Raw genomic sequence first — 21,806 nt, 5'->3', positions numbered from 1 at the left:
TCATCCCTCGGCGTCCGCCAGGCGGTCCTGCAGCGCGCCGTGCACGTCCTCGAACGTCGAGACCTGGCTGCGCAGGTCGTGGCCCTCGACGTCGACGAGCCGACGCAGCGCCTCGTCGACGGCGTCGTCGCCCGTGACCGGCACGTCCGTGGGTGTCGGCACCGCACCGCGCGCCGCGGTGCCCAGCACGGGCTCGCTCACGTCAGTCCTCCCTCACCTGGAGCGTCGTCGGTCGGCGACGCCCGCGTGATCGCCGCGGGGCGTCGCCCGACGGCGCGCGTCCACGCTACCCGTCACCGCCGACGACGGCCGCGCGCCACCCACAGGCGAAGCTGCCGGGTCGTCATCGCAGCAGGTCGGGCACCGTCGCGGGGTCGAGGACTGCGCCGCCGTCCACGGCGTCCCACGCCGCGGCGCACGCGACGCGCACCAGGTCCACGTCGTCGGCGGGCTCGCCGCTCAGCTCGAGAGCACCGTCGACGACGCGGGCGGCCGCCCCCCGGCATGCCCACCACCCGGACTCGGCGACCGGCTCGGGATGGGGCACGAGCAGCGCGCGCAGGTCGCGGGCGAGGAAGTGGGGCCGCAGCCCCGGCTCGGCGAGGACCGCGTCGCGCGCCGTGCTCACCCCGGTCAGCACGTGCAGCCCCGGGATGTCGCCCGCCCGCGCTCCCGCGAGGTCGGTGTCGAGCCGGTCGCCGACGACCAGCGGCCGCGTCGCCCCCGCGCGCTCGACCGCGAGCCGGTACATCGTCGGCGAGGGCTTGCCGGCGCTCGCCGGCTCGACCCCGGTCGCCGCGCGCACGGCACCCACGAGCGCGCCGTTGCCCGGTGCGAAGCCGCGCGCCGTCGGCAGGCTGAGGTCGAGGTTCGACGCGACGTGCCACGCGCCACGCTGCACGGCGTACGCGGCCTCCGCCAGCTGTGCCCAGCCGATCTCGGCCGCGTACCCCTGGACCACCGCGACGGGCGCGTCGTCCGCGCTCGCCACGATCCGGTAGCCCTTGGCGGCGACCGCGGTGTGCAGGCCCGCTCCCCCGACGACGAGCACGGGTTCACCGGTCGGCACGCGGGTCGCGAGCAGCTCGGCAGCGGCCTGGGCCGCTGTCATGACCTCGTCGGCCCGCGTCGGGATGTCGAGGGCGCTGAGCTGCTCGGCGACGGCCTCCGGCTCGCGTGAGGCGTTGTTCGTCACGAAGACCAGGCGCATGCCCGCGGCCCGCGCCCCCGCCAGCCCCTCCGCCGCACCGTCGATCGGGTCGTGCCCCCGATAGGCGACGCCGTCGAGGTCGACGAGCGCCAGGTCGTAGCGGGTGGCGAGCGGGACGTCGCAGCCCAGCAGTCCCCGTGCGCTCACCGCGCCGCCTCGTCCGTCGCCGGCTCGTCGACCTCGTCGGTGCGGGCGTCAGCGACGGGCCCGACCGCGACCTCGTCGGCTTCGGCGTCGTCGACGTCGACGTCGACGTCGGACCCGACCTCGTCGGAGCCGTTCTCGTCGGTGTCGGTGACGGCAGCGGGCTCGTCGTCGCTGGCGGCGCCCTCGGCCAGGTCGCTGCTCGCGTCCTTCGCGTCCTCCGCGTCCTCCGCGTCCTCCGCGTCCTCCGCGAGGTCGTACACCACGACCTCGTCCTCCACGTCCGGCAGCCGGCCCGCTGCTTCGTCGAGGACGTCCTGCGGGTACGCCGCCAGCTCGGCGGCGGCCTCGTCGGTGCGTCCTGCCGCCTCGAGGGCAGCCGCGCGCGCCTGGGCGACACGAGCGGCGACCAGCCCCTTCGCCTCGCGGACGGCCGGGCTCGACAGCGCCGCGACGGCGGCCTCGTGCTGCCCGAGGTCGAGCCGTGCGCCGCTCACGACGATCGCGAGCTCGATCTGGGTGTCGGGTGTCAGGGTCGCCGCCTCCGGCTCCTGCGACAGCGTGATCGCCCGCTCCGGGCGACCGAGGCCGCGCTCGGCGTCTGCCATCACCGCCAGGTGCTCCGACGACCCGTTCAGCCGCCGCACGGTACGGAGCTCGCGCAGGGCCTCCGCGTAACGGCCCGTGCGGTAGGCGGCCAGCCCGGCTGCCTCCCGCACGACGTCGACGCGACCCGCGCGCCGCACGGCCGCCTGCGCGTGCTCGTACGCCGCCTCGGCGTCGTCGTCGAGCAGACGGCCCACCATGACGAGGTGACGACCCACGCGGTCCGCGTTCTCCTTGCTCAGCGTGCGCAGCCGACCGCGGACGTCACGGTCCAGCAGCGAGAAGGTGACGTCGTCCGGCAGCTCGGGGTCCGGGACGCGGTCGCCGCGGTCGTCGCGCTCCGGCGGTCCTGCCTGCGCGTCACGCACGGGTCGCCCCGCAGCGGCCCCGCTGTCGCCGTACGGGCGCCCGGCGACGTGTCGCCCAGCGGCGCCACGCTCGCCACCGGCACCGGAACCGGGAGCGCGGTAGTCGCCGGTCTCCGGGCGGCTGCTGTCCCGCTGCGGGCGGTCGCGATCGGGACGGCCCGCGGCTCCACGGTCCGTCCGGGCGTCGGCGCCGGGGGGACGGCCCGCACCGCGCGCGGCGCCGGCGTCGGAACCGTAGGGGCGTGCCGCACCACCCGGCGGACGTCCACCCTCACGGGAGGGACGCCCACGGTCACCGTCGGGACGGCCCGTACCTCCGCGCTCGGGACGAGCGTCGCCGTACGGCCGTGCACCACCGCCTGCGGAGGTGCGACCACCGTCGCGGAGGGGCCGGGCGTCACGGTCGGGACGCCCACCCGCGCCGGGCGCGTCGGACCCGTAGGGCCGCGCACCGCCCCGCTCGGGGCGCGAGTCGGAGCCGTAGGGGCGCGCAGCACCACCGGGCGGACGTCCACCCTCACGGGAGGGACGCCCACGGTCACCGTCGGGACGGTTCGCGCCACTGCGCTCGGGACGAGCCGCGGTGCCGTACGGGCGCGCCTCGCCGCGGTCGGGGCGGGGGCCGTCGCCAGAGGAACGCGCGCCACCTCCTGCCGACGGGCGACCGCCGTCGCGGGACGGGCGTCCGCCGTCGCGGTCCGGTCGACCACCAGCACCGCGGGTGTCGGTACCCCAGGGGCGCGCTCCGCCGCCGGCGGACGACCCGCTCTCGCGGTACGGACGGGCACCGCCACCCTCGGGGCGACCCGCACCGCCGCGCTCGGGGCGACCGCGGTCACCGTACGGGCGTGACTCGAACGGGGGGCGTCCACCCGACGGTCGACCACCCTCGCGGTCAGGGCGCGGTCCGGCGCCGTAGGGACGCGCCGCTCCGCCGGGACGCCCACCGGCAGCGGACGGGCGCCCGCCCTCACGGTCCTGACGACCCGCTGCACCGCGGGCGTCCGAGCCGTACGGCCGGGCTTGGCGGGCAGCAGGTCGGCCACCGTCACCGAAGGACCGGCCGCCGTCACGGTCGGGACGACCCGCACCGCCACGCTCGGGCCGGCTGCCGTCGCCGTACGGACGCGCGCCACCGCCGGTGGGGCGTCCGCCCTCGCGGTCCGCGCGGCCGCCGTCCCCGAAGGGCCGGCCGACGGGCCGGTCGCTGCGCCACGCACCCGATCGCGCCGGTCCGCCCGTCGGACGACCGGCCGCCGGACGCGAAGCCCCTGCTCCCGGGCCCGCTCCCGGGCCACCGCCAGGTGCACCGGACTGTCCGCGCCACCCACCGCTCGAGGCAGGCCGTCGATCGTCGGACCAGGACGCACCGCGCCCACGATCTCCCGCGCTGCCGCCGTAGCCGCCGCCCGACGGGGCGCCGTCACGGGGCCGCGACTCCCGACGGTCACCGCCCGCGTCACCGCGGGACGGCCGACCGAACGAGGCCGCGCCGCGGGCCGGAGCACCGCGTCCCGATCCCGCGGGCCCGCCACGCGACGGGCGACCCGTGTCGCTCGCGCCGCGCCCGCCCGTCGGGCTCCACGGCTCCCGACGCTCGGGCGTCCACGATCCCGCGGGCCGGTCCTGGCGCGGACCGCGGACGCCGCCGCCGCCCGATGTCGGTCGCGAGGCCCCGGGGCCACCGAACCGGCCCCGCTGCGCCGACACAGGTCGCGAGGAGGTGCCGTCGCGAGCACCCGTGCCGTACGAACGCCCGCCGCCGCTCCGCGCCGCACCGGCGCCTCCCGTGGACGGGCGCGCACCGCGGTCGTCACGGCCGCGGCCGGTGCCGCCCGTGGGACCACCGGCGCGCGGGGGCCCGCTCTTGCGGGGTCGGTCGTGGTCACCCGAGCTGGTGGGCGCGTCGCTGTTCATCTGTACTCCTCGATCGATCGTCTGCCCTATGGTCCCACCCCCGGGGCCATCGGGACACACGCGGCCGTGCCGCGGGCGACCGGGCCCGGCGGGAGCGGCACCAAAAGTCGTCCCACGCGCACGAGGCAAGGGAAAAACACGAAAGGCCCACCCCGTGAGGGGTGGGCCTTTCGTGAATGATTGTCCGGCGGCGTCCTACTCTCCCACACCCTGGCGGGTGCAGTACCATCGGCGCTGAAGGGCTTAGCTTCCGGGTTCGGAATGGGACCGGGCGTTTCCCCTTCGCTATGACCGCCGTAACGCTGTCGAGTTGCCAAACGGGTATGAGCCGTTGGTTTCTCGGGAACCGCACAGTGGACGCGTAGCAATGAATGATGTTAGTCAAGTTGTCGGCTTATTAGTACCGGTCAGCTGCGGCAGTCTTTCGTCCTGCCTTCCACGTCCGGCCTATCTACCCAGTGGTCTAGCTGGGAGCCTCTCACCCCGAAGGGCGTGGAAACCTCATCTTGAAGCAGGCTTCCCGCTTAGATGCTTTCAGCGGTTATCCCTTCCGAACGTAGCCAACCAGCCGTGCTCCTGGCGGAACAACTGGCACACCAGAGGTTCGTCCGTCCCGGTCCTCTCGTACTAGGGACAGCCCTTCTCAAGTTTCCTGCGCGCGCAGCGGATAGGGACCGAACTGTCTCACGACGTTCTAAACCCAGCTCGCGTACCGCTTTAATGGGCGAACAGCCCAACCCTTGGGACCTACTCCAGCCCCAGGATGCGACGAGCCGACATCGAGGTGCCAAACCATGCCGTCGATATGGACTCTTGGGCAAGATCAGCCTGTTATCCCCGGGGTACCTTTTATCCGTTGAGCGACGGCGCTTCCACAAGCCACCGCCGGATCACTAGTTCCGACTTTCGTCCCTGCTCGACCTGTCAGTCTCACAGTCAAGCTCCCTTGTGCACTTGCACTCGCCACCTGATTGCCAACCAGGCTGAGGGAACCTTTGAGCGCCTCCGTTACATTTTAGGAGGCAACCGCCCCAGTTAAACTACCCACCAGGCACTGTCCCTGATCCGGATTACGGACCGAGGTTAGATATCCAGAGCGACCAGAGTGGTATTTCAACGTTGACTCCACCGACACTGGCGTGCCGGCTTCACAGTCTCCCACCTATCCTACACAAGCCGCACCGAACACCAATACCAAGCTATAGTAAAGGTCCCGGGGTCTTTCCGTCCTGCTGCGCGTAACGAGCATCTTTACTCGTAGTGCAATTTCGCCGAGTTCGCGGTTGAGACAGCGGAGAAGTCGTTACGCCATTCGTGCAGGTCGGAACTTACCCGACAAGGAATTTCGCTACCTTAGGATGGTTATAGTTACCACCGCCGTTTACTGGGGCTTAAATTCTGAGCTTCGCACTTGCGTGCTGACCCGTCCTCTTAACCTTCCAGCACCGGGCAGGCGTCAGTCCGTATACATCGTCTTGCGACTTCGCACGGACCTGTGTTTTTAGTAAACAGTCGCTTCTCCCTGGTCTCTGCGGCCCTCCACGCTTCCCCGGGCATGCCGGTTCACGCTTGAGGCCCCCCTTCTCCCGAAGTTACGGGGGCATTTTGCCGAGTTCCTTAACCACGATTCTCTCGATCGCCTTGGTATTCTCTACCTGACCACCTGAGTCGGTTTGGGGTACGGGCGGCTAGAACCTCGCGTCGAGGCTTTTCTTGGCAGCATAGGATCACCCATTTCCCGCATACACGGTACCTGTCGGCTCTCAGGCTTCACGAGGTGCGGATTTGCCTACACCTCACCCTACGACCTTAGACGTGGACTACCATCGCCACGCTGGGCTACCTTCCTGCGTCACCCCTGTTAATACGCTTACCTACTACCGGTTCGGGTCCCGTGCTCCCCTGCCTCGGTGTCCCGAAGGACGATGAGACAGGCTCGGACGGTTAGCATCACCGGGCTCGGTATGGGCGGTCCTTCGCCGGTACGGGAATATCAACCCGTTGTCCATCGACTACGCCTGTCGGCCTCGCCTTAGGTCCCGACTTACCCAGGGCGGATTAGCCTGGCCCTGGAACCCTTGGTCATTCGGCGGACGGGTTTCTCACCCGTCATTCGCTACTCATGCCTGCATTCTCACTCGTGCCGGCTCCACCGCTGGGTCACCCCGCGGCTTCACTGCCGGCACGACGCTCCCCTACCCATCCACACGACTGAACCACGAAGGCTTGTCACGAGTGTGAATGCCACAGCTTCGGCGGTGTGCTTGAGCCCCGCTACATTGTCGGCGCGGAATCACTTGACCAGTGAGCTATTACGCACTCTTTTAAGGGTGGCTGCTTCTAAGCCAACCTCCTGGTTGTCTGTGCAACTCCACATCCTTTCCCACTTAGCACACGCTTAGGGGCCTTAGCTGGTGGTCTGGGCTGTTTCCCTCTCGACTACGGAGCTTATCCCCCGCAGTCTCACTGCCACGCTCTGGCTTACCGGCATTCGGAGTTTGGCTAACGTCAGTAACCTGGTGGGGCCCATCGGCTATCCAGTAGCTCTACCTCCGGCAAGAAACGCGTGACGCTGCACCTAAATGCATTTCGGGGAGAACCAGCTATCACGAAGTTTGATTGGCCTTTCACCCCTAACCACAGGTCATCCCCCAGGTTTTCAACCCTGGTGGGTTCGGGCCTCCACGCGGTCTTACCCACGCTTCACCCTGCCCATGGCTAGATCACTTCGCTTCGGGTCTAGAGCACGCGACTACGGTCGCCCTATTCGGACTCGCTTTCGCTACGGCTTCCCCACACGGGTTAACCTCGCCACGTACCACTAACTCGCAGGCTCATTCTTCAAAAGGCACGCCGTCACCCCTGCTAGGGAGGCTCCGACGGATTGTATGCACACGGTTTCAGGTACTATTTCACTCCCCTCCCGGGGTACTTTTCACCTTTCCCTCACGGTACTTGTCCGCTATCGGTCACCAGGTAGTATTTAGGCTTACACAGTGGTCTGTGCGGATTCACTCCGGGTTTCTCGGGCCCGGAGCTACTTGGGATCCCCTTCGGGAGGCCGCGTCATTTCGTCTACGGGGGTAACACCCTCTGTGCCGGGCCTTTCAAGACCCTTCGACTATAACGCGGCTTTCTGACTCCCTGCGAAGGCGGCAGCCCTCACTGAAAGGTCCCACAACCCCGAACGCGCAACGCCTGCCGGCTATCACACGCGCTCGGTTTGGCCTGATCCGCTTTCGCTCGCCACTACTCACGGAATATCTCTTCCTGCCGGTACTGAGATGTTTCACTTCCCGGCGTTCCCTCCACGCACCCTATATATTCAGGTGCGGGTCACACGACATGACTCGTGCGGGGTTTCCCCATTCGGAAATCCTCGGATCACGGTTCGTTTGCCAACTCCCCGAGGCTTATCGCAGGCTACTACGTCCTTCTTCGGCTCCTGGTGCCAAGGCATCCACCCTGTGCACTTATAAACTTGACCACATAGATCATTCAAAGATGCTCGCGTCCACTGTGCAGTTCTCAAGCAACCACCGGTCACCACCTGATGTCCCAGCGCCTACCAGCTCACAGTGCAAGGTGCCCACCCCCCCGAAGGAAGACGGACACCCGGCCATGAGCCGGCGGTTCGACCGGACCAGACGATCCCGACCAAGGCAACACCCCAACAGGGCTGTTCCCTCAGGACCCAACAGCGTGCCAAGCCGACCCGAACCTCACCGATGACCTTCCGTTCCCTCCCCACAGCAAGCTGCAGGCGTACTAGGAGCCACCGACTCGACGAGCCGACCAGTAGTCGATGTTCCACCCGTGAGCACCACCCCCCACACATGCGGCGGGGGCGTGGGCCTGGACACCGCAAGCCACCCCATGACAGGACGACCCGGTGCCAGATGCTCCTTAGAAAGGAGGTGATCCAGCCGCACCTTCCGGTACGGCTACCTTGTTACGACTTAGTCCTAATCGCCAGTCCCACCTTCGACGACTCCCCCCAAAAGGTTGGGCCATCGGCTTCGGGTGTTACCGACTTTCATGACTTGACGGGCGGTGTGTACAAGGCCCGGGAACGTATTCACCGCAGCGTTGCTGATCTGCGATTACTAGCGACTCCGACTTCATGGGGTCGAGTTGCAGACCCCAATCCGAACTGAGACCGGCTTTTTGGGATTCGCTCCACCTCGCGGTATCGCAGCCCTTTGTACCGGCCATTGTAGCATGCGTGAAGCCCAAGACATAAGGGGCATGATGATTTGACGTCATCCCCACCTTCCTCCGAGTTGACCCCGGCAGTCTCCCATGAGTCCCCGGCATAACCCGCTGGCAACATGGGACGAGGGTTGCGCTCGTTGCGGGACTTAACCCAACATCTCACGACACGAGCTGACGACAACCATGCACCACCTGTACACCGACCTTGCGGGGAGCACATCTCTGCACTTTTCCGGTGTATGTCAAGCCTTGGTAAGGTTCTTCGCGTTGCATCGAATTAATCCGCATGCTCCGCCGCTTGTGCGGGCCCCCGTCAATTTCTTTGAGTTTTAGCCTTGCGGCCGTACTCCCCAGGCGGGGCACTTAATGCGTTTGCTGCGGCACGGAATCCGTGGAATGGACCCCACACCTAGTGCCCAACGTTTACGGCATGGACTACCAGGGTATCTAATCCTGTTCGCTCCCCATGCTTTCGCTCCTCAGCGTCAGTTGCGGCCCAGTGACCTGCCTTCGCCATCGGTGTTCCTCCTGATATCTGCGCATTCCACCGCTACACCAGGAATTCCAGTCACCCCTACCGCACTCTAGTCTGCCCGTACCCACTGCAAGCCCCAGGTTGAGCCTGAGGTTTTCACAGCAGACGTGACAAACCGCCTACGAGCTCTTTACGCCCAATAATTCCGGACAACGCTTGCGCCCTACGTATTACCGCGGCTGCTGGCACGTAGTTAGCCGGCGCTTCTTCTGCAGGTACCGTCACTTTCGCTTCTTCCCTGCTGAAAGCGGTTTACAACCCGAAGGCCGTCATCCCGCACGCGGCGTCGCTGCATCAGGCTTGCGCCCATTGTGCAATATTCCCCACTGCTGCCTCCCGTAGGAGTCTGGGCCGTGTCTCAGTCCCAGTGTGGCCGGTCGCCCTCTCAGGCCGGCTACCCGTCGTCGCCTTGGTGGGCCTTTACCCCACCAACAAGCTGATAGGCCGCGAGCCCATCCTCCACCGATAAATCTTTCCAGACGCTACAGATGCCCGTGCGTCTCATATCCGGTATTAGACCTCGTTTCCAAGGCTTATCCCAGAGTGAAGGGTAGGTTGCTCACGTGTTACTCACCCGTTCGCCACTGATCAGACCAGCAAGCTGGTCGTCACCGTTCGACTTGCATGTGTTAAGCACGCCGCCAGCGTTCGTCCTGAGCCAGAATCAAACTCTCCGTAAATGTCAAACAGCCACCCACCGACCAAAGCCGGTAAGCAACAGACACAACAAAGAACCCCAAGATTGGGGCATCAATCTGGCATCATCCCAGACCAGACCCACGGGGTGGACCTGACCTGAGCTCGACACCAAAAATATGGCATCGACTACTTGGCACACTGTTGAGTTCTCAAGGAACAGACGCGCATCCTCTTCAGCGTTTCCGCTTCGGCAGGAGGCTTGTTGTTCTGTAATCTAGCAGGCTTTCTTCGTGTCCCTGACCACCGTGGTGGACCGGACCTTCCGAACGCCGCCGCACGACCGTACACGACGCGCTGGGCGCCGATCTCGATCATCCGGGTGGTGCCCTGCTCCGCGGGACCGACCATCGAGCTGTTGCTCGGTGTCCGTTGCTCCCTGCTGGGCGGGCTTCGAGAACGTTACGCGAGTGTTGCGCCGAGGGCAAATCCCGGGGCAGGTGACGCCGGTCACCCGCCCCGGGTGCGCCTCAGGAGGAGGTCGCCGCCGCCTGCGCGTCGACGACTGCCAGGGTCCGCTTGCCGCGCCGCAGCACGGCCCACCGACCGTGCAGCAGGTCCCCGGGCGCCAGCGCGGCGTCCTCGCCCGCGACCCGGACGTTGTTGACGGAGGCGCCGCCCTCGGCGATCGCGCGTCGGGCGGCCGCCTTGCTGGCGACGATCCCGGTGGCCGCGAAGAGGTCGACCAGCGGGTCGCCCGGCTGCCCGGGCGCGGTCGGCAGCTCGGCCACCGCGGCGGCCAGCGTCCCCTCGTCGAGGGCGTCCAACGCGCCCCGGCCGAAGAGCGCCTGGCTCGCCGCGACCACCGCGTCCGCAGCAGCCGCGCCGTGGACGAGCGACGTGACGTCGTGCGCGAGCGCCCGCTGCGCCTCCCGGGCGGCCGGCCGCTCGGCGACCGCCGCCTCGAGCGCGGCGATCTCCTCCCGCGTGCGGAAGGTGAACACCTTGAGGTAGCCCGCCACGTCCGCGTCGTCCGCGTTGAGCCAGAACTGGTAGAAGGCGTAGGGCGTCGTCATGGTCGGGTCCAGCCACACGGCCCCGGACTCCGTCTTGCCGAACTTGGTGCCGTCGGCCTTGGTGACCAGCGGCGTGGTGAGCGCGTGCACGCCCGTCCCCTCGACCTTGCGGACCAGCTCGACGCCCGACAGCAGGTTGCCCCACTGGTCGTTGCCGCCGGTCTGCAGGCGCACGTCGTGCCGCCGGAACAGCTCCAGGTAGTCCATGCCCTGCAGGAGCTGGTAGCTGAACTCGGTGAAGCTGATGCCCTGCTCGCTGTGCAGCCGTCGCGCCACGGTGTCCTTGGCGAGCATGGTGCCGAGCCGGAAGTGCTTCCCGATGTCCCGCAGCAGGTCGATCGCCGACAGGTCCGCGGTCCAGTCGAGGTTGTTCACCATCGTCGCGGCGTTGGGTCCGTCGAACCGCAGCAACGGTGCGATCTGCGCGTGGATCCGCTCGACCCACGCCGCGACGACGTCGGGCGCGTTCAGCGTGCGCTCCCCCGCCATCTTCGGGTCGCCGATGAGGCCGGTGGCGCCGCCGACGAGCGCGTACGGGCGGTGGCCCGCGTCCTGCAGACGGCGCACGGTGAGGATCTGGACGAGGTTGCCGATGTGCAGGCTGGGCGCCGTCGGGTCGAAGCCGCAGTACAGCGCGACGGGGCCGGCAGACAGCTCGAGACGCAGGGCGTCGAGGTCGGTGTGCTGGGAGAGGAGCCCGCGCCAGGCGAGCTCGTCGAGGATGTCGGTCACTGACGTCTCCGTCGATCGGGTGCCGCTGCGTCCGCGGAGCGCGGCGGCCGGGACTTCGGGGTCGACGCCGCGCGGCTGCACGGCACGACCAGGGCAGGCACAGGTCGGGGTCAGGCCGACGTCGCCGCCCCTGGCGGGGCGTCGTCCGACGTCGGCGACCGATACGCGCGCCGGTACGCCGACACGGTCGGCTCGTTCGTCAGCCACAACCGCCACGGGTGCAGCGTGGCGTCGCCGCCGGCGCCGCTCACCCCGACGCGGGGACCGGAGGCCGCGACCGGCTGGGTCGCCGACAGGTCGCGCCGGCGGACGAGCACGCGCCCGCTGCGCTCCGTCAGGTCCGCGCCGTTGGCCTCGAGGTCGAGCCCCAGGCACACGGCCATCCGTGCGGGCCCGCGCGCGAGCTGCCGCTCGTCGTCGACGGAGCCGGCACGCGCACGCCGCGCCCACGCCAGCTCGACGCCCTCGACGACCTCACCCGCGCGCAGCAGCACGGCGGACGGGCGGCCCGCGGGCTCGGTGACGACGTTCACGCAGTGGTGCAGCCCCAGGTGCCGGTAGACGTACAACCGGCCGGGTTCGGCGAACATCGCCGCGTTGCGGGCGGTGCGGCCGCGGAACGCGTGCGACCCCGGGTCGTCGTCGCCGCCGTAGGCCTCGACCTCGGTGAGGCGGACCGTCACGGTGCCCTCGTCGCTGCACGACGTCACGAACGCACCCAGCAGGTCGCGTGCCACGGCGAGCGGCTCGCGGGCGTACCAGGTGCGTGCGAGCACGGAGCCGGCACCGGGGACGACGTCGTCGTCCGACCGGTCCACGGGGCGCTCGGAGGGTGGCACCCGGCCATCATGCCAAACCGGACCGCCCGGGCGCGGGCGTGTCCGGCGACGGGCCCGCGACGACGACCCGGCCCTCCTCGTCGAGCCGCACGTCGGCCCGTCCGCAGGTGCGCTCGCGCGCGAAGTGCTCGCGCTCGTCGGCCATCCACGCGGTCCAGTGCTCGCGTGCCGCGGCGCCGTCGCGCGCCAGCCCGCGTGCCAGCCGCAGGTCGTCGGGGGCGCCCACCCACACCCGCACGGAGGCGACGGCGTCGGCCGCACGCCGCGCCGACCCGCAGCCCTCGACCACGAGCAGGTCGGCCTGCGGCACGTCGACCCAGTCCGCGAACGTGCCGGCCGCCCAGTCGTAGCGCTGGAACCGACCCGGCAGGCCACGGCGCAGCGGCTCCAGCACCTGGGCCGACAACCGCGGCCAGAGGGTCCCCTCGAGCCCCTGCCAGCCGTCGTACAGGTCGTCGAGGTGCACGACGGCGACCGTCCGACCCTGCTGCGTGAGCAGCGCGACGACCTGCTCCGCCGTCGTCGTCTTGCCCGCACCTGCCGGGCCGTCGATGCACACGAGCCGGACCCGCCCCAGCCGACGTGGGGAGCGGAGCGCGAGCTCGACGACGGCGCGGGCGCCGGGGGTCACGTCGCTCGGCCGGGGCCCCCGGTCGGTGGCGCTCATCGTGCCCTCCGGCCCGGCCGCGAGTCCGTCAGGTGCGGTCGGCGCGCAGCCGGGCGGCGCGGTCACGGGCGGCCGCGCGCTGCTCGGCCACGCGCACCGGGGCCGTGCCGCCCACCGCGTCGCGGGAGGCCAGCGAGCCCTCGACGGACAGCACCGCGCGCACGTCCGGCGTCAGGTGCGGGCTGATCGCGGCGAGGTCGTCGTCCGACAGGTCCCACAGCTCGATGCCGCGCTCCTCGCACGTCCGGACGCACGTGCCGGCGACCTCGTGGGCGACGCGGAACGGCACGCCCTCGCGGACCAGCCACTCGGCGATGTCGGTCGCCAGCGAGAACCCCTGCGGGGCGAGCGCCGCCATGCGCGCGGTGTCGAACGTGAGCGTGGCGATCATCCCGGCGAACGCGGGCAGCAGCACCGTGAGCTGGTCGACCTGGTCGAAGACCGGCTCCTTGTCCTCCTGCAGGTCGCGGTTGTACGCCAGCGGCAGGCCCTTGAGCGTCGTCAGCAGGCCCGTGAGGTCGCCGACGAGGCGTCCGGCCTTGCCGCGGGCGAGCTCGGCGACGTCGGGGTTCTTCTTCTGGGGCATGATGCTCGACCCCGTGGAGTACGCGTCGTGGAGGCGCACGAACCCGAACTCCTTGGTGGCCCAGAGGATCACGTCCTCGGCGATGCGCGAGAGGTCCACCCCCGTCATCGCCGCGACGAACGCGAACTCCGCGACGACGTCGCGCGACGCGGTGCCGTCGATGGAGTTCTCGACCGGCCCGGCGAACCCGAGCTCGGCCGCGACGGCGGCCGGGTCCAGTCCCAGCGACGACCCCGCCAGCGCCCCGGAGCCGTACGGCGAGCGCGCGGCGCGCGCGTCCCAGTCGGCCCACCGCTCGACGTCGCGCAGCAGCGGCCACGCGTGCGCCAGGAGGTGGTGGGCGAGCAGCACGGGCTGGGCGTGCTGCAGGTGGGTCCGGCCCGGCATGGGCGCGTCGCCCGCCACCTCCGCCTGCGCGACGAGCGCGTCGACGACGTCGAGCACGAGGCCCGACAGCACGCGCGACTGCCGGCGCAGGTACATGCGCACGAGCGTGGCGATCTGGTCGTTGCGGGAGCGCCCGGCCCGCAGCTTGCCGCCCAGGTCCGTCCCGGCCCGCTCGATCAGTCCACGCTCCAGCGCGGTGTGCACGTCCTCGTCGTCCGGCAGGGGTGCGAACGCCCCCGACGCGACGTCGGCCCGCAGCCGCTCGAGCGCGTCGACCATGCCGGCGACCTCGATGTCCGACAGCAGACCGGCGCCGTGGAGCACGTGGGCGTGCGCGACGGATCCGGTGATGTCGTCGTCGGCGAGTCGCCAGTCGAAGTGCGTCGAGCGCGACAGGTCGGCGAGGGCCGCCGCGGGGCCGGACGCGAAGCGTCCGCCCCACAGCGCGAGCGGGCCGGGCTGCTCGGTCACGCGTCGATGCCTCCCTGCGTCCCCAGGTCGGGGGCGTTGCCGAACTTGACGTCACGCGCCGCGGCGAGCTTGGAGCTCAGGCCGTAGATCTCGATGAACCCGCGGGCCGCCGACTGGTCGAACGTGTCGCCCGAGTCGTAGGTCGCCAGGTTGAAGTCGTACAGGCTCGAGTCCGAGCGCCGGCCGGTGACGGTGGCGCGGCCGCCGTGCAGGACGACGCGGACGTCACCGGTGACGTAGCGCTGCGTGTCCTCGATGAACACGTCGAGCGACTTCTTCAGCGGCGAGAACCACTGGCCGTCGTACACCAGCTCGGTCCAGCGCTGCTCGACGCCCCGCTTGAAGCGGGCCTGCTCGCGCTCGACCGTGACGTTCTCGAGCTCCTGGTGCGCGGCGATGAGCGCGATCGCGCCCGGCGCCTCGTAGACCTCGCGCGACTTGATGCCGACAAGGCGGTCCTCGACGATGTCGATCCGGCCGACGCCCTGCGCACCGGCCCGGCGGTTGAGCTCCTGGATCGCCTGCAGCGGCGTCACCGGGACCTCGTCGAGCGCGACGGGCACGCCCTGCTCGAACCGGATGACGACCTCGTCGGCGACCGGCGGGAACGTCGGGTCGTCGGTGTAGGTGTAGACGTCCTTGGTGGGGCCGTTCCAGATGTCCTCGAGGAAGCCGGTCTCGACCGCGCGACCCCACACGTTCTGGTCGATGGAGAACGGGTTGTGCTTGGTGGTCGCGATCGGGAGCTTGTGCTTCTCCGCGTACTCGATCGCCTTGTCGCGCGTCAGCGCGAGGTCACGGACGGGGGCGAGGCACTTGAGGTCGGGGGCGAGGGACGTGATGCCGACCTCGAAGCGGACCTGGTCGTTGCCCTTGCCGGTGCAGCCGTGCGCGACCGTCGTGGCACCGAACTGGCGGGCAGCGCGCACGAGGTGCTTGACGATGACGGGGCGCGACAGCGCCGAGACCAGCGGGTACCGGTCGAGGTACAGGCCGTTGGCCTTGAGCGCCGGCATGCAGTACTCCTCGGCGAACTCGTCGCGCGCGTCGGCGACGTACGCCTCGACCGCGCCGCAGTCGAGCGCGCGGCGGCGGATGACCTCGAGGTCCTCGCCGCCCTGGCCGACGTCGACGGCCACGGCGATCACCTCGGCACCGGTGGCCTCCGCGATCCAGCCGATGCCCACGGAGGTGTCCAGGCCACCGGAGTACGCGAGGACGACGCGTTCGGTCATGTCAGTTTCTCCTTCTCGAGGTTCGCGTGCATGAACATACATCCCCACGCGGACCTATGCATAACCGGCGCGGTCCTCGCCCGCGAGCGCGAGGAACCGCGCCGCCAGCACCTCGCCGCCCGCGGGCTCCCGCGAGATCACGAGCACCGTGTCGTCGCCCGCGATCGTGCCCAGCACGGTCGGCAGCACCGAGTGGTCGATCGCCGAGGCCAGCAGCTGCGCGCCCCCGGGCGGTGTCCGCAGCACGACGAGGTTGCCCGACGCCTCCGCCGTCACCAGCAGCTCCGTGCACAGCCGCGCGAGCCGCGCCGCGAGCTGCTCGGTGCCCGTCATCGTCGGGGTGCGGTCGCCCCCCTCCCCCGGCACCGCGTACGCGAGCGACCCGGTCGCCGTCCGGATCTTGACGGCCCGGAGCTCCACCAGGTCGCGGCTGAGGGTGGCCTGCGTGACGTGCACGCCCTCGTCGGCGAGGAGCTCGGCGAGCTCGGCCTGCGAGTGCACCGTGCCGCGCTGCAGGAGCGCCACGACGAGCGCGTGGCGCGCGGCCTTCGTGGCCGCGACCGTGGGCGTGCTCATGACCGCTCCAGGAGGAACGCCAGCAGCGCCTTCTGGGCGTGCAGCCGGTTCTCGGCCTCGTCCCACACGACCGACTGCGGACCGTCGAGGACCTCGGCGGTGATCTCCTTGCCGCGGTACGCGGGCAGGCAGTGCAGCACCAGCGCGTCCGGCGCGGCGAGCGCGAGCGCGGCGCCGTCGACGCGGAACGCCGCGAACCGCTGCGCACGGTCGTCCGCCTCGGACTCCTGCCCCATCGACGTCCACGTGTCGGTCGCCACGACGTCCGCGCCGTCGACCGCGGCCGCGAGGTCGTGGACGACCGCGACCGACCCGCCCGTGACCGCGGCGATCTCCTCCGCGCGCGCCAGGACAGCGGCGTCGGGCAGTGCGTCGCCGGGCGTCCCCACGCGCACGTGCAGGCCGGCGGTCGCGCCGCCGAGCAGGTACGAGTGCGCCATGTTGTTGGCGCCGTCCCCGACGTACGCGAGCGTCATGCCGGGCAGCGCGGAGACCCCGCCGCGGTGCTGCGCGATCGTCGTCAGGTCGGCCAGCACCTGGCACGGGTGGAACTCGTCGGTCAGGGCGTTGACGACGGGCACGCCCGCCATCGCGGCCATCTCCTCGATGCGGGTCTGCGCGTGCGTGCGCCACACGATCCCGGAGACCTGACGGCCCAGGACGCGCGCGGTGTCGGCGATCGACTCGCGGACCCCGATGCGGGCCAGTGACCCGTCGAGCAGCAGCGGGAACCCGCCGAGCTCGGCGATGCCCGTCAGGAAGCTCACCTGGGTGCGCAGCGTCGGCTTGTCGAAGATCACGGCGACCGCGCGCGGACCGGACAGGGGGGTGCGGATGAAGCGGTCGTCGCGGAACGCGAGCGCGAGCTCGACGACCTCGGCCTGCTCGCGAGGGCTCAGGTCGTCGTCACGCAGGAAGTGGCGGGTCACGCGGTCTCCTCGGGGGCGAGGTCGGCCGGCAGCGCGGCCACCAGGTCGACGAACGGCTGCACCTGCTCGTCGGTCAGGACGAACGGCGGTGCCAGGCGCAGTGTCGTGGGCGTGCAGGGGTTGACGACGATGCCCGCGCCGAGCGCGCGGGCCGCCACCTGGGCCGCGACGGGTCGCGCGAGCTCGACGGCGATGAGCAGGCCCTCGCCGCGCACCTCGCGGACCAGCGGGTTGCCCGTGGAGCGCAGCCGCTCGCGCAGCCGCTCCCCCAGGGCTGTGACGTGCGCGAGCAGGCCGTCGCGCTCGATGACCCCGATCGTCGCCAGGCCGGCCACCGACGCCACGGGGTTGCCCCCGAACGTCGTCCCGTGCTGACCGCGGCCGAGCAGCGTCGCGACGTCGGGGCCGAACGCGATCAGACCGCCGACGGGGAACCCGCCGCCCAGCCCCTTGGCGACGGTGACCACGTCGGGTCGCACGCCGCCGCCGATGTGCGGGTGCTGGTGGGCGAACCACCGGCCCGTGCGGCCCATGCCGGACTGCACCTCGTCGAGCACGAGCAGGGCACCGTGCGCGGTGGTCAGCTCACGCGCCAGCGCGAGGTACCCCGGGGGCAGCGGTCGCACGCCGGCCTCGCCCTGGACGGGCTCGACGAACAGCGCGGAGACCAGGTCGCCGCCGTCCGCGAACGCCGCCCGCAGCGCGTCGACGTCCCCGAACGGGAGGAACTCCACGCCCGGCGGCAGCGGCTCGAACGGCTCCCGGTACGCCTGCTTGTGCGTGAGCGACAGGGCGCCCATCGACCGCCCGTGGAAGGCGCCCTCGAGCGCCAGCACGCGGGGGCGGGCGCCGTCGGAGTGGCGGCGCGTGAGCTTGAGCGCGGCCTCGTTGGCCTCGGTGCCGGAGCTCGTGAGGAAGACGCGGGACCCCGCGGGGGCGTCGGCAAGGCGCAGCAACCGCTCGCTGAGCGCCACCTGCGCGGGGCTCGTGAAGAAGTTCGAGACGTGCCCCAGGGTGCCGAGCTGCGCGCTGATCGCCGCCGTCAGCGTCGGGTGCGCGTGCCCCAGGGAGTTCACCGCGATGCCGCCGAGCAGGTCGAGGTAGCGCGTGCCGTCGGCGTCCCACACGTACGGGCCCTCACCGCGCACGAGCACCCGCTGCGGCGGGCCGAACGTGTCCATGACGGCGTGCGTGTAGCGGTCGGTCCACTCGGCCACCGAGCCCGCGGCCGGCGGCAGCGGCAGCGCGGCCTCGGCCCCCGCGGCGCGGTGCCGCCCCGCGCCGGTGGTGGGGGCCGTGCTGGTGGTACCCGCGGTCGCAGGCGCGTCCGGTGTGGTGCTCACGGCGTCCCCTCCTGGTCCTCGCTCGCCAGGCGCACGGCGCGCACCGGCACGGTCGACGGGTGACCGTCGGGGTCGGCGTCGGGCAGGACCATCGTGCCGACGCCGTCGGACGTGAAGACCTCCACGAGGATCGAGTGGGTGGCCCGCCCGTCGATGACGTGGGCGCGCGGCACCCCGCCCTCCACGGCACGCCAGCACGCCTCCATCTTGGGCCGCATGCCGGCGTCGAGGCCCGGCAGCAGCTCGGCCAGCGCCGAGGCGCGGATGCGCCGCACGAGGCTCGTGCGGTCCGGCCAGTCGGTGTACAGCCCTTCGACGTCGGTGAGGACGATGAGCTTGCGCGCCCCCAGCGCGACCGCGAGCGCGGCCGCCGCGGTGTCGGCGTTGACGTTGAGCACCTGCGTCGGGTCGTCGATGTCGGGGGCGACGGTCGAGACGACGGGGATGCGGCCGGCGTCGAGCAGGTCGAGGACGGCACCGGGGTTCACCTGGACGACGTCGCCGACGAGACCGACGTCGACCTCCTCCCCGTCGAGCACCACCGTGCGGCGGCGCGCCTGGAACAGGCCCGCGTCCTCCCCCGACAGCCCGACGGCGTGCGGGGCGTGCGCGTTGATCAGGCCGACGAGCTCGCGCGACACCTGCCCGGTGAGCACCATCCGCACGACGTCCATCGCCTCGGGCGTCGTGACGCGCAGCCCGCCGCGGAACTCGCTGGCGATGTTCAGCCGGTCGAGCATCGCGTTGATCTGCGGACCACCGCCGTGCACGACGACGGGCCGCAGCCCGACCTGCCGCAGGAAGACCATGTCCTCCGCGAAGGCCCGCTTGAGCGTGTCGTCGATCATCGCGTTGCCGCCGTACTTGACGACGACGAGCGCGCCCGCGAACTGCTGCAGCCACGGCAGCGCCTCGACGAGGACCTCGGCCTTCTGGTCGGCACGCAGGTCCGTGCGGGTGTCGAAGACGAAGTCCTCGCGGACGGGGCGTGGCTGGTTCACGTCGGTGCCGCTCATGTGGAGTACGCGCTGTTCTCGTGGACGTAGTCGTGCGTGAGGTCGTTGGACCAGACCGTGGCGGAGGCGTCGCCCGCGTGCAGGTCGACCACCACGTGCACCTCGCGCGCGGCCGCGAGGTCGACCTCGGTGCGGTCGGCGTGCGGGCGGGCGGCCTTGCAGACCATGACGCCGTTCATCGTGACGTCGATCGCCTCGGGGTCGAAGGGTGCGACGTCCTCGGGGACCGTCCCGGCCTGCGCCAGGACGCGGCCCCAGTTGGGGTCGTTGCCGAACATCGCGGCCTTGAACAGGTTGGACCGCGTCACCGCGCGGGCCACCGCGAGGGCGCCGGCCTCGGTGGCGGAGCGCACCACGTGCACGGCGATGTCGTGCGACGCGCCCTCGGCGTCGGCGACGAGCTGGCGCGACAGGGACGCGCACACCCGCAGCACGGCGTCCGCGAGGACGTCCGCCGCCGGCGTCACGCCCGACGCGCCCGACGCCAGGAGCGCGACCGTGTCCGAGGTCGACATGCAGCCGTCGGAGTCGACGCGGTCGAACGTCACGGCGGTCGCGGCGCGCAGCGCGCCGTCCAGGATCGGTGCCTCGACGTCGGCGTCGGTCGTGATCACGCAGAGCATGGTCGCCATCGCCGGTGCGAGCATGCCCGCACCCTTGGCCATGCCGCCGACGGTGAACGGCCCCTGCGCGGTCTCGACCGTGACGTGCGCGGTCTTGGGCACGGAGTCGGTCGTCATGATCGCGCGCGCCGCGTCCAGCCCGGCGTCCGCCGTGAGCGCCGCGGCGGCCAGGTCGACACCACCGAGCAGGATCTCGCGCGGCAGGCGCTCACCGATGAGGCCCGTCGAGCACACGACGATGTCGCCCGCCGAGACGCCCAGCGCGGTCGCGACGCGCTCGGCCGTCATGTGGGAGTCGAGGAAGCCCTCCGGGCCGGTGCTGACGTTCGCGCCGCCGGAGTTGAGGACGACGGCGGACGCGACGCCGTCGGCGACCACCTGGCGCGACCAGATCACGGGCGCGCCCACGACACGGTTGGTCGTGAAGACCGCGGCGACGGCCTGCCGGGGGCCGTCGTTGACGACGAGCGCCATGTCGGGCGTGCCGGAGGTCTTCAGGCCGGCGGTGACGCCCGACGCCCGGAAGCCCGCGGCGGCGGTCACCCCCGGGGACGTGCCGGGCGACGTGCCTTCGAGAGCAGGGCCGAGGTGGTCGGTCACGGGGCGACTCCGTTCCGCGGCAGGCCGAGGGTCTCCGGCAGACCGAGCGCGAGGTTGAGGGACTGGACGGCGCCGCCGGCGGTGCCCTTGACGAGGTTGTCGATGGCCGTGACGGTCACGACCCGTCCGGCACGGGCGTCGTACGCGACCTGCACGAGCGCGGTGTTCGCGCCCGTGGTCGCGGCGGTCGTCGGCCACTGCCCGGCGGGCAGGACGTGCACGAACGGCTCGTCGGCGTACGCGGCGCGCCAGACCTCGCGCAGCGCGTCGTCGTCGACAGTGACGTCGGGCGCGAGGCGGGCGGTGGCCGTGGCGAGGATGCCGCGGGCCATCGGCACCAGGACGGGGGTGAAGGACGTGCGCACGTCCGTCGCGCCGGCGCTGCGCAGGTTCTGCGCGATCTCCGGGACGTGCCGGTGGCTGCCGCCGACGGCGTAGGGCGCGGCGGCGCCGAGCCCCTCGGACGCCAGAAGGTGCGGCTTGAGCGCCTTGCCGGCGCCGGAGTAGCCGACGGCGAGCACGGCGACGAGGTCGGTCGTGTCGAGCAGGCCCGCGGCGACGCCCGGCTGCAGGCCGAGCGTGACGGCGGTGACGTTGCAGCCCGGGACGGCGATGCGTCGGGCGCCGGCCAGTCGCTCGCGCTGGTACGTCAGCGTGTCGGCCACGACCAGCTCGGGCAGCCCGTAGGTCCATGTCCCGGCGTGCGGGCTGCCGTAGTAGGCCTCCCAGTCGCCTGCGTCGACGAGGCGGTGGTCCGCACCGAGGTCGATGACGACCAGGTCCTCCCCCAGCGCCTCGAGCTCGGCGGCGACCTGGCCGCTCGCGCCGTGGGGCAGGGCCAGCACGACGACGTCGTGGCCTGCGAGCGCCTGCGGGGTCGTGGGCTCGAGCACCCGGTCGGCGAGGTCGCGCAGGTGCGGGTGGTGGGCCCCCAGCGGGGTGCCGGCGTTGGAGTGTGCCGTGAGCGTGCCGATGCGCGCCTGCGGGTGGTCGAGCAGCAGTCGCAGCATCTCGCCGCCCGCGTACCCGCTGGCCCCGGCCACCGCCACCGTGAACGTCATGTGCATGAACATACAGTCGAGTGCACACAAATAC

At 71.0% G+C, this 21,806-nt stretch carries 14 protein-coding genes and 3 rRNA genes; all 17 read right to left on the bottom strand.

Going from position 1 to position 21,806, the window contains the following annotated elements; genetic code table 11:
- The gene (locus OKX07_RS08910) at window positions 1–201 is read right to left on the bottom strand and encodes a hypothetical protein (RefSeq protein ID WP_265631470.1); all 201 of its coding nucleotides are present in this window, start codon (window positions 199–201) and stop codon (window positions 1–3) included.
- 142 nt (window positions 202–343) lie between these two features.
- Entirely contained in the window at window positions 344–1,357 is a 1,014-nt protein-coding gene (locus OKX07_RS08905) for an HAD-IIA family hydrolase (protein ID WP_265631469.1), read from the bottom strand.
- On the bottom strand, window positions 1,354–2,328 hold the full coding sequence (locus OKX07_RS08900; protein ID WP_265631467.1) for a hypothetical protein: 975 nt from the start codon (window positions 2,326–2,328) through the stop codon (window positions 1,354–1,356). Before OKX07_RS08900 ends, OKX07_RS08905 begins: the two co-directional genes overlap by 4 nt.
- A gap of 2,099 nt (window positions 2,329–4,427) precedes the next feature.
- Window positions 4,428–4,544, bottom strand: a 5S ribosomal RNA gene (gene rrf / locus OKX07_RS08895).
- A gap of 78 nt (window positions 4,545–4,622) precedes the next feature.
- A 23S ribosomal RNA gene (locus OKX07_RS08890) occupies window positions 4,623–7,732 on the bottom strand.
- A gap of 423 nt (window positions 7,733–8,155) precedes the next feature.
- Window positions 8,156–9,675, bottom strand: a 16S ribosomal RNA gene (locus tag OKX07_RS08885).
- Together the 16S, 23S and 5S rRNA genes form the textbook arrangement of a ribosomal RNA operon.
- A gap of 486 nt (window positions 9,676–10,161) precedes the next feature.
- Window positions 10,162–11,439 carry a tyrosine--tRNA ligase gene (gene tyrS, locus OKX07_RS08880; protein ID WP_265631466.1) on the bottom strand — a complete coding sequence of 426 codons (1,278 nt, stop codon included), beginning with the start codon at window positions 11,437–11,439 and terminating at the stop codon, window positions 10,162–10,164.
- Window positions 11,440–11,549: 110 nt separating this feature from the next.
- The gene (locus tag OKX07_RS08875) at window positions 11,550–12,278 is read right to left on the bottom strand and encodes a DNA-3-methyladenine glycosylase (protein ID WP_265631465.1); all 729 of its coding nucleotides are present in this window, start codon (window positions 12,276–12,278) and stop codon (window positions 11,550–11,552) included.
- 7 nt (window positions 12,279–12,285) lie between these two features.
- Window positions 12,286–12,945, bottom strand: coding sequence for a uridine kinase family protein (locus OKX07_RS08870; RefSeq protein ID WP_265631464.1), 660 nt, complete (start codon window positions 12,943–12,945; stop codon window positions 12,286–12,288).
- 28 nt (window positions 12,946–12,973) lie between these two features.
- Entirely contained in the window at window positions 12,974–14,389 is a 1,416-nt protein-coding gene (gene argH, locus OKX07_RS08865; protein ID WP_265631463.1) for an argininosuccinate lyase, read from the bottom strand.
- The gene (locus tag OKX07_RS08860) at window positions 14,386–15,624 is read right to left on the bottom strand and encodes an argininosuccinate synthase (RefSeq protein WP_265631462.1); all 1,239 of its coding nucleotides are present in this window, start codon (window positions 15,622–15,624) and stop codon (window positions 14,386–14,388) included. The genes argH and OKX07_RS08860 overlap by 4 nt, the downstream gene beginning before the upstream one ends.
- Before the next feature lie 54 nt (window positions 15,625–15,678).
- Window positions 15,679–16,200, bottom strand: coding sequence for an arginine repressor (locus OKX07_RS08855; protein WP_265631461.1), 522 nt, complete (start codon window positions 16,198–16,200; stop codon window positions 15,679–15,681).
- Window positions 16,197–17,129 carry an ornithine carbamoyltransferase gene (argF, locus tag OKX07_RS08850; protein ID WP_265631460.1) on the bottom strand — a complete coding sequence of 311 codons (933 nt, stop codon included), beginning with the start codon at window positions 17,127–17,129 and terminating at the stop codon, window positions 16,197–16,199. The genes OKX07_RS08855 and argF overlap by 4 nt, the downstream gene beginning before the upstream one ends.
- Window positions 17,126–18,472, bottom strand: coding sequence for an acetylornithine transaminase (locus OKX07_RS08845; RefSeq protein WP_265631459.1), 1,347 nt, complete (start codon window positions 18,470–18,472; stop codon window positions 17,126–17,128). Before OKX07_RS08845 ends, argF begins: the two co-directional genes overlap by 4 nt.
- Window positions 18,469–19,488, bottom strand: a complete 1,020-nt coding sequence (gene argB, locus OKX07_RS08840; RefSeq protein WP_265631457.1) for an acetylglutamate kinase — start codon at window positions 19,486–19,488, stop codon at window positions 18,469–18,471. Before argB ends, OKX07_RS08845 begins: the two co-directional genes overlap by 4 nt.
- Window positions 19,485–20,711, bottom strand: coding sequence for a bifunctional glutamate N-acetyltransferase/amino-acid acetyltransferase ArgJ (gene argJ / locus OKX07_RS08835; protein ID WP_265631455.1), 1,227 nt, complete (start codon window positions 20,709–20,711; stop codon window positions 19,485–19,487). The genes argB and argJ overlap by 4 nt, the downstream gene beginning before the upstream one ends.
- Window positions 20,708–21,778, bottom strand: a complete 1,071-nt coding sequence (gene argC, locus OKX07_RS08830) for an N-acetyl-gamma-glutamyl-phosphate reductase (protein WP_265631868.1) — start codon at window positions 21,776–21,778, stop codon at window positions 20,708–20,710. The genes argJ and argC overlap by 4 nt, the downstream gene beginning before the upstream one ends.
- Between the last annotated feature and the right edge of the window lie 28 nt (window positions 21,779–21,806).

The organism is Cellulomonas sp. S1-8, assembly GCF_026184235.1.
Lineage (GTDB): Bacteria > Actinomycetota > Actinomycetes > Actinomycetales > Cellulomonadaceae > Cellulomonas.
This window is presented reverse-complemented; position numbering and strand designations above follow the sequence as displayed.